This window comes from Klebsiella sp. 1SOBk10mer (assembly GCF_046602535.1).
Lineage (GTDB): Bacteria > Pseudomonadota > Gammaproteobacteria > Enterobacterales > Enterobacteriaceae > Klebsiella > Klebsiella quasipneumoniae.
The window spans coordinates 261,246-276,011 of record NZ_JBKIUP010000007.1 but is presented as its reverse complement, the minus strand read 5'-3'; the positions used below and the strand labels follow the sequence as shown (position 1 = coordinate 276,011).

Annotated in this window: 13 protein-coding genes; 10 read left to right on the top strand and 3 right to left on the bottom strand. The window is 53.4% G+C overall.

Going from position 1 to position 14,766, the window contains the following annotated elements; translation table 11 throughout:
- The first annotated feature begins 81 nt into the window (after positions 1–81).
- The 3 genes from ACLH1I_RS19440 (at position 82) to ACLH1I_RS19430 (ending at position 4,283) form a co-directional block, all read left to right on the top strand.
- Positions 82–750, top strand: coding sequence for a glutathione S-transferase family protein (locus ACLH1I_RS19440; RefSeq protein WP_126065743.1), 669 nt, complete (start codon positions 82–84; stop codon positions 748–750).
- A gap of 389 nt (positions 751–1,139) precedes the next feature.
- Positions 1,140–2,489, top strand: a complete 1,350-nt coding sequence (locus tag ACLH1I_RS19435) for an NCS2 family permease (protein ID WP_004206333.1) — start codon at positions 1,140–1,142, stop codon at positions 2,487–2,489.
- Positions 2,490–2,636: 147 nt separating this feature from the next.
- On the top strand, positions 2,637–4,283 hold the full coding sequence (locus ACLH1I_RS19430) for a Na+/H+ antiporter (RefSeq protein WP_004206334.1): 1,647 nt from the start codon (positions 2,637–2,639) through the stop codon (positions 4,281–4,283).
- 135 nt (positions 4,284–4,418) lie between these two features.
- Here the strand turns inward: ACLH1I_RS19430 and ACLH1I_RS19425 are convergent, their stop codons facing one another.
- A complete protein-coding gene (locus ACLH1I_RS19425) occupies positions 4,419–5,300 on the bottom strand; it encodes a LysR family transcriptional regulator (RefSeq protein ID WP_004206335.1) in 882 nt (293 codons plus the stop codon).
- Between the two features lie 105 nt (positions 5,301–5,405).
- Between ACLH1I_RS19425 and ACLH1I_RS19420 the strand changes: the two genes are divergently transcribed.
- The 7 genes from ACLH1I_RS19420 (at position 5,406) to ACLH1I_RS19390 (ending at position 12,683) form a co-directional block, all read left to right on the top strand.
- Complete coding sequence (locus ACLH1I_RS19420) at positions 5,406–5,813, top strand: CidA/LrgA family protein (RefSeq protein ID WP_032456851.1); 408 nt, start codon at positions 5,406–5,408, stop codon at positions 5,811–5,813.
- On the top strand, positions 5,810–6,499 hold the full coding sequence (locus tag ACLH1I_RS19415) for an LrgB family protein (RefSeq protein WP_032456852.1): 690 nt from the start codon (positions 5,810–5,812) through the stop codon (positions 6,497–6,499). Before ACLH1I_RS19420 ends, ACLH1I_RS19415 begins: the two co-directional genes overlap by 4 nt.
- 627 nt (positions 6,500–7,126) lie before the next feature.
- Positions 7,127–7,663, top strand: a complete 537-nt coding sequence (locus tag ACLH1I_RS19410; protein ID WP_017900102.1) for a fimbrial protein — start codon at positions 7,127–7,129, stop codon at positions 7,661–7,663.
- A 52-nt stretch (positions 7,664–7,715) separates the two neighbouring features.
- Positions 7,716–8,402: a fimbrial assembly chaperone gene (locus tag ACLH1I_RS19405; RefSeq protein WP_048322709.1), complete on the top strand. Its 687-nt coding sequence runs from the start codon at positions 7,716–7,718 to the stop codon at positions 8,400–8,402.
- Positions 8,356–10,947: a fimbria/pilus outer membrane usher protein gene (locus ACLH1I_RS19400; protein WP_198079871.1), complete on the top strand. Its 2,592-nt coding sequence runs from the start codon at positions 8,356–8,358 to the stop codon at positions 10,945–10,947. Before ACLH1I_RS19405 ends, ACLH1I_RS19400 begins: the two co-directional genes overlap by 47 nt.
- Positions 10,944–11,558 carry a fimbrial protein gene (locus ACLH1I_RS19395; RefSeq protein WP_017900099.1) on the top strand — a complete coding sequence of 205 codons (615 nt, stop codon included), beginning with the start codon at positions 10,944–10,946 and terminating at the stop codon, positions 11,556–11,558. Before ACLH1I_RS19400 ends, ACLH1I_RS19395 begins: the two co-directional genes overlap by 4 nt.
- Before the next feature lie 33 nt (positions 11,559–11,591).
- Positions 11,592–12,683: a type 1 fimbrial protein gene (locus ACLH1I_RS19390; protein ID WP_198079872.1), complete on the top strand. Its 1,092-nt coding sequence runs from the start codon at positions 11,592–11,594 to the stop codon at positions 12,681–12,683.
- Between the two features lie 49 nt (positions 12,684–12,732).
- Here the strand turns inward: ACLH1I_RS19390 and actP are convergent, their stop codons facing one another.
- Positions 12,733–14,385, bottom strand: coding sequence for a cation/acetate symporter ActP (actP, locus tag ACLH1I_RS19385; protein ID WP_025999225.1), 1,653 nt, complete (start codon positions 14,383–14,385; stop codon positions 12,733–12,735).
- Positions 14,385–14,696 carry a DUF485 domain-containing protein gene (locus ACLH1I_RS19380; protein WP_004206350.1) on the bottom strand — a complete coding sequence of 104 codons (312 nt, stop codon included), beginning with the start codon at positions 14,694–14,696 and terminating at the stop codon, positions 14,385–14,387. The genes actP and ACLH1I_RS19380 overlap by 1 nt, the downstream gene beginning before the upstream one ends.
- Between the last annotated feature and the right edge of the window lie 70 nt (positions 14,697–14,766).

Below are 14,766 nucleotides of genomic sequence, written 5' to 3'. Positions count from 1 at the left end.
TTCCTCACTATTTTGCCGAAATTTTCCCGGCAATCAGCGCCTGTTCCTATAGTTAATTTGAACAAACGACGGGAGAGGCCCATGCTGACGGTACACCATCTTAATCAGTCACGATCGCAACGCGTACTGTGGGCGCTGGAGGAGCTACAGCTGCCTTATCAGATAGTCCGCTATCAGCGGGAAAAGTCGATGCTGGCGCCAGCGGCATTGAAGAAAATCCACCCGCTGGGTAAATCGCCCGTGCTGGAAGACAACGGCTATGTGCTGGCGGAGTCCGGAGCGATCCTTGAGTATTTGCAGGAGAGTTGGGACAGCGATGGGCTGCTGAAGCCGCGGGGCACAGATGACAAACTGCAGTACCGCTTCTGGCTGCACTATGCCGAAGGTTCGCTGATGCCGCTGCTGTTAATGAAGCTGGTGTTCGCCAGCCTCGGCAGACCTCCGGTGCCCTTTGGCGTCCGCTCGCTGGGCTCGCTGCTGGGCAAAGGTATCCAGAAAGCGTGGCTCGATCCCCAACTGGCCACCCATGCGCGGTTCATTGACAACCATCTGGCCACGCGGCCATGGTTTGCCGGCGAGCAGCTGAGCATGGCCGATATCCAGATGAGCTTCCCGGTGATGGCGCTGTTGTCCCGCGGCGGCATGGATGATCTTCGCCATATCGAGGCCTGGCGACAGCGGGTGGAGCAGCGCCCGGCCTGGCAGCGGGCCATCGAGCGCGGCGGCCCCTTCACCTTACCCGGCGCCTGAGGTATCAGCGGATCCGATGACGCGGCTAAATGAAAGCAACTGACTAAAAAATTGTTAGCGGATTGCGCATGGACGATAACGTTTGCGCATCAGCTGGTTATTTTCTGTTCGTCATAAGCGAAATTTAGCGAAATACGATAAACATCGGTTGAAAAGGGTTATCTAAAGGCCGGATAATCGTTTGCCTTTCTGTTTTGCTCCCTCTTTTATCTGCTATCCAGGGGGAGGAGACAAGGTTGACATACCGTAGTGTATGCGTGGAGTTAAACGTTTGCTTTTTGCAGCCCCCCTGGCGCTGCGATTCGGTACAAGGAGATCGCGTTTAACTGGCAGTGGAAGGTCCACCACGCATATCAACGAACAATAAAAATTTTCAGGGGAAGTTTTCTATGTCTACGCCTTCAGCGCGTACCGGCGGTTCATTAGACGCCTGGTTTAAAATTTCGGCGCGCGGTAGCACCGTGCGTCAGGAGATTGTTGCAGGTCTTACTACCTTTCTGGCAATGGTGTACTCCGTCATCGTGGTGCCGGGCATGCTCGGAAAAGCGGGCTTCCCGCCGGCCGCGGTGTTTGTTTCTACCTGTCTGGTGGCGGGCGTTGGCTCGCTGGCGATGGGATTATGGGCAAACCTGCCGATGGCCATCGGCTGCGCTATCTCGTTGACCGCTTTCACCGCCTTCAGCCTGGTGCTGGGGCAGCACATCAGTATTCCGGTGGCGCTCGGCGCGGTATTCCTGATGGGCGTCCTGTTTACGGTGATCTCGGCAACCGGCATCCGCAGCTGGATCTTGCGCAACCTGCCGCAGGGCGTGGCCCACGGTACCGGGATCGGGATCGGTCTGTTCCTGCTGCTGATTGCCGCCAATGGCGTTGGCCTGGTGATCAAAAACCCGCTGGACGGTCTGCCGGTGGCGTTGGGGAACTTTGACAGCTTCCCGGTGGTGATGTCGCTGATTGGCCTTGCGGTGATCATCGGTCTGGAAAAAATGAAGGTACCGGGCGGTATTCTGCTGACCATTATCGGCGTGTCGATTGTCGGCCTGATTTTCGATCCTAACGTCCATTTCTCCGGGATTTTCGCCATGCCATCCCTGAGCGATGACCAGGGCAACTCGCTGATTGGCAGTCTGGATATCGTCGGCGCGCTGAATCCGGTTGTGCTGCCCAGCGTGCTGGCCCTGGTGATGACGGCGGTTTTTGACGCCACCGGCACCATCCGCGCGGTGGCCGGTCAGGCGAACCTGCTGGACAAAGACGGACAGATCATCAACGGCGGTAAAGCGCTGACCACCGACTCCCTGAGCAGCGTCTTCTCTGGCTTAGTCGGGGCGGCGCCGGCGGCGGTGTATATCGAATCGGCGGCGGGTACGGCAGCCGGCGGTAAAACCGGCCTGACCGCGGTGACGGTAGGGGTCCTGTTCCTGCTGATCCTGTTCCTCTCTCCGCTCTCTTATCTGGTGCCGGCCTACGCGACCGCGCCGGCGCTGATGTACGTCGGCCTGCTGATGCTGAGCAACGTGGCGAAAATCGATTTCAACGACTTCGTTGACGCCATGGCCGGCCTGATCACCGCGGTGTTTATCGTGCTGACCTGTAACATCGTGACCGGCATTATGATCGGTTTCGCGACCCTGGTGATCGGCCGCCTGGTCTCCGGCGAGTGGCGTAAGCTGAACCTCGGCACGGTGATTATCGCGGTGGCGCTGGTGGTCTTCTACGCCGGCGGGTGGGCGATTTAAACCCTTTGTGCTCCTCTCGGGCGGCTCAGGCCGCCCGTTTTATTTTTAAGCCACATCCTGTTTCCATTTGCGTTAATCTGGGTAGCGTATGATTCACAGGCAAGACGCCTCACAGGTATAAAAGAAAACGCAGCAAACAGGGAACACATGGAAATATTCTTTACCATCCTCATCATGACCCTTGTGGTCTCACTCTCCGGGGTAGTGACGCGCGTACTGCCCTTTCAGGTTCCACTCCCACTGATGCAAATCGCCATTGGCGCGCTTCTGGCGTGGCCGACCTTTGGTTTGCACGTTGAATTTGATCCAGAGCTGTTTCTGGTCCTGTTTATCCCGCCGCTGCTGTTCGCCGACGGCTGGAAAACGCCGACCCGCGAATTCATTGAGCACGGGCGCGAGATCCTTGGCCTGGCGCTGGCGCTGGTGGTCGTGACGGTGGTCGGCATCGGCTTTCTGATCTACTGGATTGTGCCGGGCATTCCGCTTATCCCGGCGTTCGCGCTGGCGGCCGTACTGTCGCCGACTGATGCCGTGGCGCTCTCGGGTATCGTCGGGGAAGGGCGGATACCGAAAAAAATCATGGGTATTCTGCAGGGTGAGGCGCTAATGAACGACGCCTCCGGCCTGGTCTCGCTCAAGTTTGCCGTCGCGGTGGCGATGGGCACCATGGTCTTTACCGTCGGCGGCGCCACCGTTGAGTTTCTGAAGGTGGCGATTGGCGGCGTGCTGGCCGGGTTTGTGGTGAGCTGGTCGTATGGCCGCTCGATGCGCTTCCTCAGCCGCTGGGGCGGTGACGAGCCCGCCACGCAGATCGTCCTGCTGTTCCTGCTGCCGTTTGCCTCCTATCTGATTGCCGAACATATCGGCGTCTCCGGCATTCTGGCGGCGGTGGCGGCAGGGATGACCATCACCCGTTCCGGCGTGATGCGTACCGCGCCGCTGGCGATGCGCCTGCGCGCCAACAGCACCTGGGCGATGCTGGAGTTTGTCTTTAACGGCATGGTGTTTCTGCTGTTGGGCCTGCAGCTGCCGGATATCCTCTCCAGCTCGCTGGTGGCGGCGGAAGCCGACCCCAACGTCGAGACCTGGATGCTGTTTACCGACATCATCCTGATCTATGCCGCGCTGATGCTGGTGCGTTTTGGCTGGCTGTGGTCGATGCGTAAGCTTAGCCAGCGCTTCCTGAAGAAGAAACCGATGGAGTTTGGCTCCTGGACCACGCGCGAGCTGCTGATCTCCTCCGTTGCCGGGGTGCGCGGGGCGATTACCCTCGCCGGTGTGCTCTCTATTCCGCTGTTGCTGCCGGACGGGAATGTCTTTCCGGCGCGCTATGAGCTGATTTTCCTCGCCGCCGGGGTGATCCTGTTCTCGTTGTTCGTTGGGGTGATTGCGCTGCCGATCCTGCTGCGTCACATTGAATCGAGCGATAATGTGCAGCAGCGGAAAGAGGAGCGTCTGGCGCGCGCGGCGACGGCGGACGTGGCGATTGTGGCTATCCAGAAGATGGAAGAGCGGCTGGCGGCGGACACCAAAGAGAATATCGATAACCAGCTGCTGACCGAAGTCAGTTCACGGGTGATCGGTAACCTGCGCCGCCGCGCCGATGGGCGTAACGACGTGGAGACCTCCATGCTCGAAGAGAGTCTGGAACGCCGCTTCCGCCTGGCGGCGCTGCGCTCTGAACGTGGCGAGCTGTACCATCTGCGCGCCACCCGGCAGATCAGCAACGAGACGCTGCAGAAGCTGCTGCACGACCTCGACCTGCTGGAAGCGCTGTTAATCGAAGATCAGTGATCGTCAGACCCGGTGGCGTAGCGCCGCCGGGTGATCTCTCGTAACGCACGTGTGCCCCCGGGCAGCTGACGCCTTACCGGGCCGACAACCTCCGCGGTATCCACCCGATGCGCACCAGCCTGGCGCCGCCAGGCGTTATTCCAGCCAGAACGCTTTACTGCAGGCCAGCCAGGCCTCAGCGCTGCGCGACATATACACCCCTTCCCGCCAAATCATCCCCAGCTCCCAGCGCAGCTCGCTTTGCAATGGGATCCAGCAAAAATTCTGCGGGTCGAGACGCTGGCAAATCGGCTCCGGCAGGATCGCCACGCCAATGCCGGCCTGCACCATGGCGGCGAGAAAATCCCACTGACCGCTGCGCACGGCGATCCGCGGCTTCACATCATGCTCGGCAAAGAGGCGCATCAACTGCTGGCTGAGGGCGAAATCTTCGTTGTAAATAACCAGCGGATGCGCCGCCAGCTCCGCCGGCGAGAGCGAGGTCTTGCCTTCCCACGTCGCGGTCCTGGGCGCCAGGACGCACAGCGGGTGGTTGAACAACGGTAAGGTGGTGAGGCTGCTTCCTTCTTCGATCGGCAGGGCGGTCATCGCCATATCAAGCTCGCCGTTGCTGACCGCCTGCTGAACCGTCAGGCCGCCAAACTCGGCGATTTTCAACTCGACGCCCGGGTAGCGTTCGCGAAAACGGCTGATCGGCTCGGCCATCAGCATCCCGACCATCGGCGGAATGCCCAGCCGCAGCACCCCCTTATGCAGGTGGTTGATATCGCTCAGCTCTGACTCCAGCTGGCTGAACTCGCCGAGGATCGCCTGGCCGCGTTCAAAAACCACGCGTCCGGTATCGGTGAGCAGTAGTTTGCGGCCATCGCGGATCAACAGCGTGCAGTTCAGTTCATCTTCGAGATTTTTGAGCATCTTGCTGATGGTGGGCTGCGTGACGAACAGCTTTTCCGCCGCGCGAGTAAAACTCTGCTGACGAACCACTTCAACAAAATAGCGCAGCGTTCGGATATCCATAATTATTCCCTGAGACTATACCTGCGATGATTTTAATTCATTTCTGTCCGCGTCGGCGGCTCTCTATACTGCACCCCTGACTTCTTTTTTCCAGGAATATCGCTCATGGCCTTCGCGCCAGCTCGCGTTGTCCCCGTCGTGGCGCAACGTCTTCAGATCCCGGTGCAGGTACTTCTCTACGTCGGGTTATTTATCTTCGCGCAATATCTGGTGAACACCTGGCAGGTGCCGCTGCCGGCCAACCTGGTCGGCATGGTGATGCTCCTGCTGCTGATCGTCTGCCGGGTGATCCCCCTGAACTGGGTTCGCGCCGGCGCCCGCTGGTTGCTGGCGGAAATGCTGCTGTTTTTTGTCCCGGCGGTGGTGGCGGTGGTCAATTATGCTCAACTGCTGATGGTCGACGGCTGGCGGATTTTTCTGGTGATTGCGTTAAGCACGCTGATGGTGCTGGGCGCCACCGCCTGGGTCGTTGACAAGGTCTATCGTTACGAAGTGAGCAGGATAAATAAATGAGCGATGTCGTGCTGAGTATCCTGTGTCTGCTGGCGACCCTGGGCCTTTATTATGCCAACAAAAAACTGTATCGCCGTTTTCATAAACTGCCGCTGATGCCGCTGGTGTTCACGCCGATCCTGCTGGTGCTGATTCTGGTGGTAGGCCACATCTCCTATCAGAGCTATATGGGGGAGACCCACTGGCTGCTCTGGCTGCTGGGCCCGGCGACCATCGCTTTTGCCGTCCCGGTCTATGAAAATGTCGCGGTGATTAAACGCCACTGGATGTCACTCACCGCCGGGGTGATCACCGCGTCGGTTGTTGCGGTGACCAGTTCGGTCTGGCTGGCGAGATGGTTGACGCTGCCTGATGAGATCCAGCGGAGCCTGGCTGTGCGCTCGGTAACGACGCCCTTTGCCCTTGCCGCAGCGAAGCCGCTGGGCGGCCAGCCTGATTTAGTCGCTCTGTTTGTTGTTGTCACCGGGGTATTCGGTATGACGATAGGTGATGTACTGTTTCTGCGACTTTCTATTCGCGCAGGAATGGCGAAAGGAGCGGGGTTTGGCGCAGCATCACATGGCGCTGGTACCGCACGATCTTATGAGCTTGGCCCACAGGAGGGCGTCGTCGCCAGCCTGGTGATGATGCTTTCCGGAGTCGTGATGGTGCTGGCCGCGCCTTTGGTGCGCTGGGCACTGTTTTAAAAGTCACTCCGCGCTCATTTCAGCTATTTTTTACGGATTAACCTGGTGGCATGGTGATTAATGGAACAACTTGATTGGGGATTTATCACTATCTCTGATTGTTGCCAGGGAAAATAATCCTTAATTAGTCTTAGTTCTAATATTATTTATTGATAACCCTTGTCTGGTTTTTCTTTAATCCGCCATGATTATTCTTAATTATTTATCGATAGTTCGTAACCAAATGTTTCTATTTGAATATTGTTTTATTTACTATATTTATTTGTATGTGTTTGAATATTTTAATAATGAATATTTTGATATTATAACTCAATGATTTTATTTGCATATTTTTAATGCATATATGATGGTTATTAATGACAGACATTTATGACTTTGAATTAGCCTTTCTTCTATTGTTGAGAATACTCCTGGTTTCCGTTATCTTGTTTGCGTGAGCTTTTATTATTGAATGGATTCAAGTGGAATTAAAGCTCTTGCATTTGAACTAATGTTAAATGCAAGCCATACATTTCCCTAAGAAATATACCAGCAGTTAAGAACGTTGGTATCCAATCTCATTCGCTAATAGCTTGCCATAAACAATTGATGGATTGATTGTTATTCTGAATAAATAGGGGAATACAAATGAAAGCAAATTTCAAAACGTTAGCTAAGATTTTAGCTTTATCTTCTGGCTGCTCTTTGGTGGCAATGTCTCATGCGAATAATACTATCGACTTCACGGGGACGGTGGCCGAAACCACATGTTCCGCCAGTATTGATAATAATGCTTCATCTATTGAAATGGGGACTGTCTCGGTAGCAGATTTAACAGCGAACGTCTATAGCGCCGCGAAGAACTTCTCTTTCACACTGGCCGGTTGCCCTACGGGCGAAGGTGCTCTGACCAAAGCCCGAATTACCTTTGGTGGTGAAGCAGATAAATTTAATAGTGATTATTTTCGAAACCAGGCTACAGGAACACCAGCAACCAATGTTGCTGTTGCTATTTTTGATGGCGCTGGCGTATTGCAAAAGAACAATACTGAAGGTTCTGATGTCGATATTTCTTCTGGGGAAGCGACCATTCCGTTTATCGTAAAAATGGCTAAGTCAGGTTCCTCTGCTCCAACTAAAGGCCCAGTGAAGACGACCGTAACCTATAACGTAACCTATTATTAATTAATCACTATATCAAGGGAAAGCAGTTTGCTTTCCCTGTTTGGACAAGGCTATGAACAGATTATTATGTTTAGTGTGTTTTTTTTTCTCTATTTCAGTTTCGCAGGCTAGCGTAGTTGTTGGCGGAACGCGCGTTATCTTTGATGGAACAAAAAAGACAACCACCGTCTCTGTTCAGAATAAAGATAATGTTACAAATATCGTCCAGTCATGGTTAGCCATCGTTGATGAGACATCACCCGCGAAAGACTCCTTTATTACCACCCCGCCTCTTTTTCGCTTGAAGGCAGGAGAAAAAGGATTTGTACGCATTCTTCGTACAGGCAAACCGATGCCGGAAGATCGAGAGTCTATGTTGTGGCTCAATATTAAAGGAATTCCTGCAACGGATGACGTATCAGATAAAAATATAGTGCAATTTGCGATTAACTCAAGGATTAAACTCATTTATCGGCCTGCAGCTTTAAAAAATGCTATTCCGGAAGAATTTGCTCAAAAACTGCAATGGTCAAATGATGGCAGAGCCATTAAGGTAAAAAATGATTCTCCTCTCTATATGAATTTCTCTGAGATTTTTATTAATGGTAAAGCAGTACCCGAGGCGTGGTTTGTTGCACCCTATTCAACGATAAGAATACCGGTAGCTAATGCCTCTCCAGCTGGGAAAAAAGAAATCACATGGAGTGTGATCAATGATTATGGTATGTCGGGACCAAAATATAAGGCCATCATTCAATAGCGCTGGATGGAATGATGCATTCTCATTGAAAAGTAGCTATATCGCCATACTTTGCAGTCTTGGCGCTATCCCCTTAACGTCTTTCGCTGGGGAGTATTTTAACCCACATTTACTTGAAGTTAATGAAACTAGTGCGACAAGCGTAGATTTATCTTATATTTCTCGCGAAGCCGTACCTCCTGGTCAGTATAATCTTGATATTTATATTAACGACAAGTTTATCGCTTCTGACACTATCGTCTTTAAGCCACAAAAGGAAGGTAGTGATTCGTCTGCTGAGCCGTGTATTAGCGTTGCGCAACTAAAAGAGTGGTCAATAAAAACGCAGGATTATCCTGAGCTCACGATAGAGGGCTCCGAGTGTGCAAAACTGCCTGCAATACCAGGATGGGAAACGGCGGTTTTACTTTCACAGCAGCGAGTCGATTTTACCGTGCCGCAGGTCGCGATGCTGCGTCACCCTCAGGGCTATGTCCCCGAGAATCAATGGCAGCAGGGCATTACCGCCGGGCTGCTTAACTATAATCTTTCGGGGCAAAAAAACGATCCGCGGCACGGAGGCGCATCGACATCCAATCAGTTTCTTAGTCTGCAGCCTGGGTTGAACGTTGGGCCATGGCGTTTACGTAATTACAGCACCTTTAATCATGATAATGATGGCAACCAGTGGGACTCCGTCTATAGCTATATTTCGCGCGATATCCATGCTCTGAAAGGCCAGCTGATACTGGGGCAGACTTACACCTATCCTGGCATCTTTGACAGCTTCAGCTTCACCGGTGTGCAGATGAATGCAGACAGGGAGATGCTACCGGACAGCATGAATGGCTTTGCTCCGGTGATCAAAGGCATTGCCCGGACGACTGCAGACGTAACGGTATATCAGAATGGATACAGCATCTATAAAACCACGGTCTCTCCCGGGGCATTCGAAATAAATGATCTTTATCCAACGGGGAGTGCGGGCGATCTCTATGTTACGGTGAAAGAGTCTGATGGCGGCGAGCAGAGCTTCGTGGTGCCTTTTGCCTCGCTGGCGATTCTCCAGCGGGAAGGGCAGATAGACTATGCTTTCAGCAGCGGTAAAACTCGCTCGGCGAGCTCAGGCGGAAAGGAATACCATTTTCTGCAATCCACCCTTGCCTGGGGTGCATTGAGTAACGTTACGCTGTACGGCGGTTTTCAGCAACTGGAAGATAAATATAGCAATGCGCTGTTGGGAGCTGGGTTTAATCTGGGATCTGTTGGCGCACTCTCATTGGATGCTTCTCAGTCCTGGGCTGATATAAAAGAAAATCCAACCGCGGATAATACCACTGCCAGCGAGGGGCAGTCTTATCGCGTGCGTTTTAGTAAAGATTTTCCATTAACGGGTACCAACTTCTCCGTTGCCGGATATCGGTATTCAACCCATGGCTATTATTCTCTGCAGAATTTCATTGACCGGGCAAATGCTCATAGCGGGTGTTGTTCATTAACGGGGCGGACTAAAGATCGTTTTGACGCTTCGGCCTCCCAGATTTTCTCCGGGTTCGGTTCTCTCGCCCTCTCGCTGGTCAGTGAATCTTATTGGGATAATTCACGTATGGAGTCGCTGGGGGTGAGCTATAGCAATACCCTGGGTCGCATTTCTTACTTCATTAACTACTCCTACAGCCGAAATGTGCAGAGCACAGGCCAGAACAGCGATAGCTCTCCGACCAGCGATAATATGATATCGCTTACGATGAGCATGCCTTTTGGCGCGGATATATCGGCTAACTACAACCTGAACAGCAGCCGGACGGGCGACACGACCCATAGCCTGGGGTTGAGCGGTTCTGCGTTTGCGGACCGTTCTCTGAACTGGAACGTGCAGGAAGGCTACAACGCCAGCGATAAAAGTATCTCTGGAAACGTCAATCTGAACTATCAGGGTTCCCGGGGCGAAGTCGCCGCCGGATACGGGTATGACAGCTATAGCTCGCACTACAATTACTCGCTTCGCGGCGGGATGGTTGCCCATTCTGGCGGGGTAACCCTTTCTCGCTATCTGGGCGAGAGCGTGGCGCTGGTCGAAGCGCCGGGCGTCAGCGATGTGGCAGTTCGGGGGCAGACGAATATTACGACCGATGCTTTTGGATACGCCGTTGTGCCTTTTGTACGCCCCTACCATGAAAACAATCTCTCTCTTGATGAGCAGCAGGTCTCTGGTGCGGAAATTGATAACATTGTCAGAAAGGTAGTCCCGACGCGAAATGCGATTGTTAAAGTCAAATATGATACCTGGATCGGCTATAAGGCCATGGTCACCATCAACTACAAAAATAAAGCGGTGCCTTTTGGCGCCGTGGTGACGCTTGAGGATGAAAATCTGAATGATAAAGAGCGTCGTAGTTCGATTGTCGGCGATGCCGGGCAAGTCTATATTACCGGGTTACCCAAAAAAGGCCGGCTATTTGTGAAGTGGGGTGATACGCAAAATAGCCAGTGTTATCTCAATTATGATTTTTCATCTGATCAGTCAGTGGATGATATCGTTTTTTATGCAGAGAATTGCCGATGATGAATACCAGGGTAAAGGCTTTAATTCATAATCTCAGGATAGCGGCGATGAAGAGGGGGAATGGCCGGCTATCCATAAAACCATGCTTATTGCTTATTATTAGCATTGGGGTTTTATTCATTTTCGCAAGACCTGCCTGGCCCTTTAACGCCAATAGTGTAGTTAATTTTAATGTCAGCGGTAAGATTGAAGAACCCGTATGTGAAGTGTCGGTAAAGCCCTCCAGTACTATCGATCTGGGAACGGTTTCCCTTCAACGTCTGACCGGTAAACCAGGCGCGAGTAGTGATGCCACGGCCGTTGCCATTGCCTTTGAGCATTGCTCAACGGGGATGACCTCGGTGACGATAACATTTAACGGTAATTCATATAGTAGTACCTATCCCAGTATTTATCAGGATGAGCTTATTTATGGTGCCAAGAACGTAGGGTTACAGCTGCTAAGTGCGGTGGATCAGAAAAGCCTGGGGCCAAATGATACTTATACCTATGCCCTCCCTGAGGGCGCTGAACGCGTTTTTAATATGATTGCCAGAATGTACACCCCTGACGGGAAAGTAACAGCGGGAAAGGTGGCTTTTACCGTTACTTTCAACGTGACCTACAAATAATAGTGCGCATAAAAACATATAAATGGAGTTAGTATGAAACGTGTTTTTTTACTGCTGCTGTGGCTGTCTCCAGTTTGTGGCTGGGCCTGCAGCAACTATATAAATGGCGGGGATGTCACCATTGCCAACCTGCCGCCAAGAATATTGCTGAGTGCGAATAACTATACGGCTGGGACCATTCTCTATGACTCCGGGAAAATCACCGGGCCGCAAACTTCGATGAATAATTGTAATGGTGGTATTTACGCACAGTTTAAATGGGCTTCCTCAATGGTGGGTTCTCACACCAGCGATCATATCTATACGACTTCAGTCCCGGGGATCGGTATCAGAATAAAAGTGTGGCTTAATGTCACAGGGCAAATGGAGGGTTACAATACCCAAATCAAACCTGACTATAGCGAACATTATATAGGAGATGCGAATTTTCTATTGGGGCAGGGGAGCTTGTTTTATTTTTATAACCACTCTCACTACAACCCTGTCTATCAATTGCAATTGATAGCCACTGGCGGCGCTATCGCCAGCGGTAGTGCTCTGACCTTGGGTAACCCAACCTCAACGGTGTCCATCAAAGATGGCGATGGCACGATGGCAGCTTCCAGTTTGCGCGTCACTGGTTCCACGCAAATCCAGCTGGTGCCGATGGGGTGCGATGTTGACGTGACAAGTCTGCTATTTCAGATGGGCAACGTCAGGGCCTCTGAATTTAATAAGGCGACAAAAGTCGGTTCTGCACAACAAAATCTGACGCTGACTTGCGAACCAGGAACGAACGTCACACTGAAGGTCTCGGCCTCTTCAGCTCAAGGAGATAATCCAGACAATAGCGTGATATCCCTGGGATGGGCTCCTGATGCGGCAACAGGTGTCGGCGTGCAATTGAATCTTAATGGGAAGGCATTACCCTTGAATACGGATCTCACATTGTTTTCATCCAGCAGAACGACAGTTTTGAATTCGGGTGCAGAGGCCAGTTACCGCGTATTCAGCAATCCGGACAACCCGGGAGGGGCTTCAGGTACAGAGAGACTTTCCTTTACGACTAACTATTATAAAACCGGTTCCGAGGTGAAGGCTGGGCAGGCGAACGCCAACGGAACCCTGAACTTTACCTACAATTAACCTAAATGCCGCGGGTTGCTTCCCCGGCCAGCAGGCCGGGAAAGCGAGCTTAATGCGCCTGACCTTTCTCGATGCCAATCCCTGTCTGCGAACGGATAAACTGGGCGCGGAACTGCTCGCGCTCGCGCATCCCTTCCGGTGAGTTATCGGTCGCGGAGAAGAGCCAGATGCCGATAAAGGCGATCGCGATGGAGAACAGCGCTGGGTATTCATACGGGAACAGCGCTTTCTCATGACCGAGGATCTGCACCCAAATGGTCGGGCCGAGGATCATCAGAATCACCGCCGTCAGCAGACCCAGCCAGCCGCCGATCATCGCCCCGCGGGTGGTCAGCTTCGACCAGTACATCGACAGCAGGATAATCGGGAAGTTACAGCTGGCGGCAATAGAGAACGCCAGGCCGACCATGAAAGCGATATTCTGATTTTCGAACAGGATGCCCAGCAGAATGGCCACCACGCCGAGGATCAGCACCGTAATTTTGGAGACCTTCAGCTCCTGACGCTCGGTCGCCCCTTTACGGAAGACGTTGGCGTACAGGTCGTGCGACACCGCCGAGGCGCCCGCCAGCGTCAAGCCAGCGACCACCGCCAGAATAGTGGCGAAGGCGACCGCGGAGATAAAGCCGAGGAACAGGTTGCCGCCCACCGCATCCGCCAGATGCACCGCCGCCATATTATTGCCGCCGATAAGCTGCCCGGCCGCGTCTTTGAACACTGGGTTCGCGCCGACCAGCATGATGGCGCCGAAGCCGATGATAAAGGTCAGAATATAGAAGTAGCCCATAAAACCGGTGGCGTAGAACACGCTTTTACGCGCTTCTTTGGCGTCGCTCACGGTAAAGAAACGCATCAGGATATGCGGCAGGCCGGCGGTACCAAACATCAGACCGAGGCCAAGGGAGAGCGCGGATATCGGATCTTTCACCAGCCCGCCTGGGCTCATAATCGCCGCGCCTTTCGGGTGGACGGCCATCGCTTCGGTAAACAGATTATTGAAGCTGAAGCCGACGTGCTTCATCACCATAAAGGCCATAAAGCTGGCGCCGAACAGCAGCAGAACCGCTTTGATAATCTGCACCCAGGTGGTCGCCAGCATGCCGCCGAACAGGACATAGAGCACCATCAGGACGCCCACCAGCACCACCGCAACGTGATAGTTAAGGCCGAACAGCAGCTGGATCAGCTTGCCGGCGCCAACCATTTGGGCGATCAGATAGAGGGCCACCACCACCAGCGAGCCGCAGGCGGAGAGGGTGCGGATCGGTCCCTGTTTGAGACGATAGGACGCCACGTCGGCAAAGGTGTAGCGGCCAAGGTTGCGCAGACGTTCGGCAATCAGAAACAGGATAATCGGCCAGCCGACAAGGAAGCCCAGCGAGTAGATCAGACCGTCGTAACCGGAGGTATACACCAGCGCGGAGATACCAAGGAACGACGCTGCCGACATAAAGTCGCCGGCAATCGCCAGCCCGTTCTGGAAACCGGTGATATTGCCGCCGGCGGTGTAGTAATCGCTGCGCGAACGCACCCGTTTTGACGCCCAGTAAGTGATGTACAGGGTCAGGGCGACGAAAATCAGGAACATGACAATCGCTTGCCAGTTGGTCGGCTGGCGCTGTACCGCGCCGGTAATGGCGTCTGCGGCCTGAACGCCGAGGGGCAGCAGCGTGGCGGCGAGCGCCGTCAGGACTCTCTTGATCATGCTTTTACCTCGTTGAGAACGCTCTTGGTCAAACGGTCAAATTCACCGTTGGCCCGCCAGACATAAATACCGGTGAGAACAAACGAAATGACGATCACCCCGATGCCCAGCGGGATCCCGCGGGTGACGCTGGTCCCGGCGTGCAGCGGCGTGCCGAGCCAGCCTGGCGCGAAGGCGATAAGCAGAATAAAGCCCACATAGATCACTAACATAATCACTGACAGAATGGCGGCAAACCGTTGCCGTGATGCTACCAGCTCCCTGAAATGCGCACTATTTTCTATCCGCTGACAAAGTTGTTCATTCATCTTAGCGTCTCCAGAGGTCTCCCTTTCGTCATCCACGCAGCGGACGCTGGCGACAGCAACCCCTCCGGCG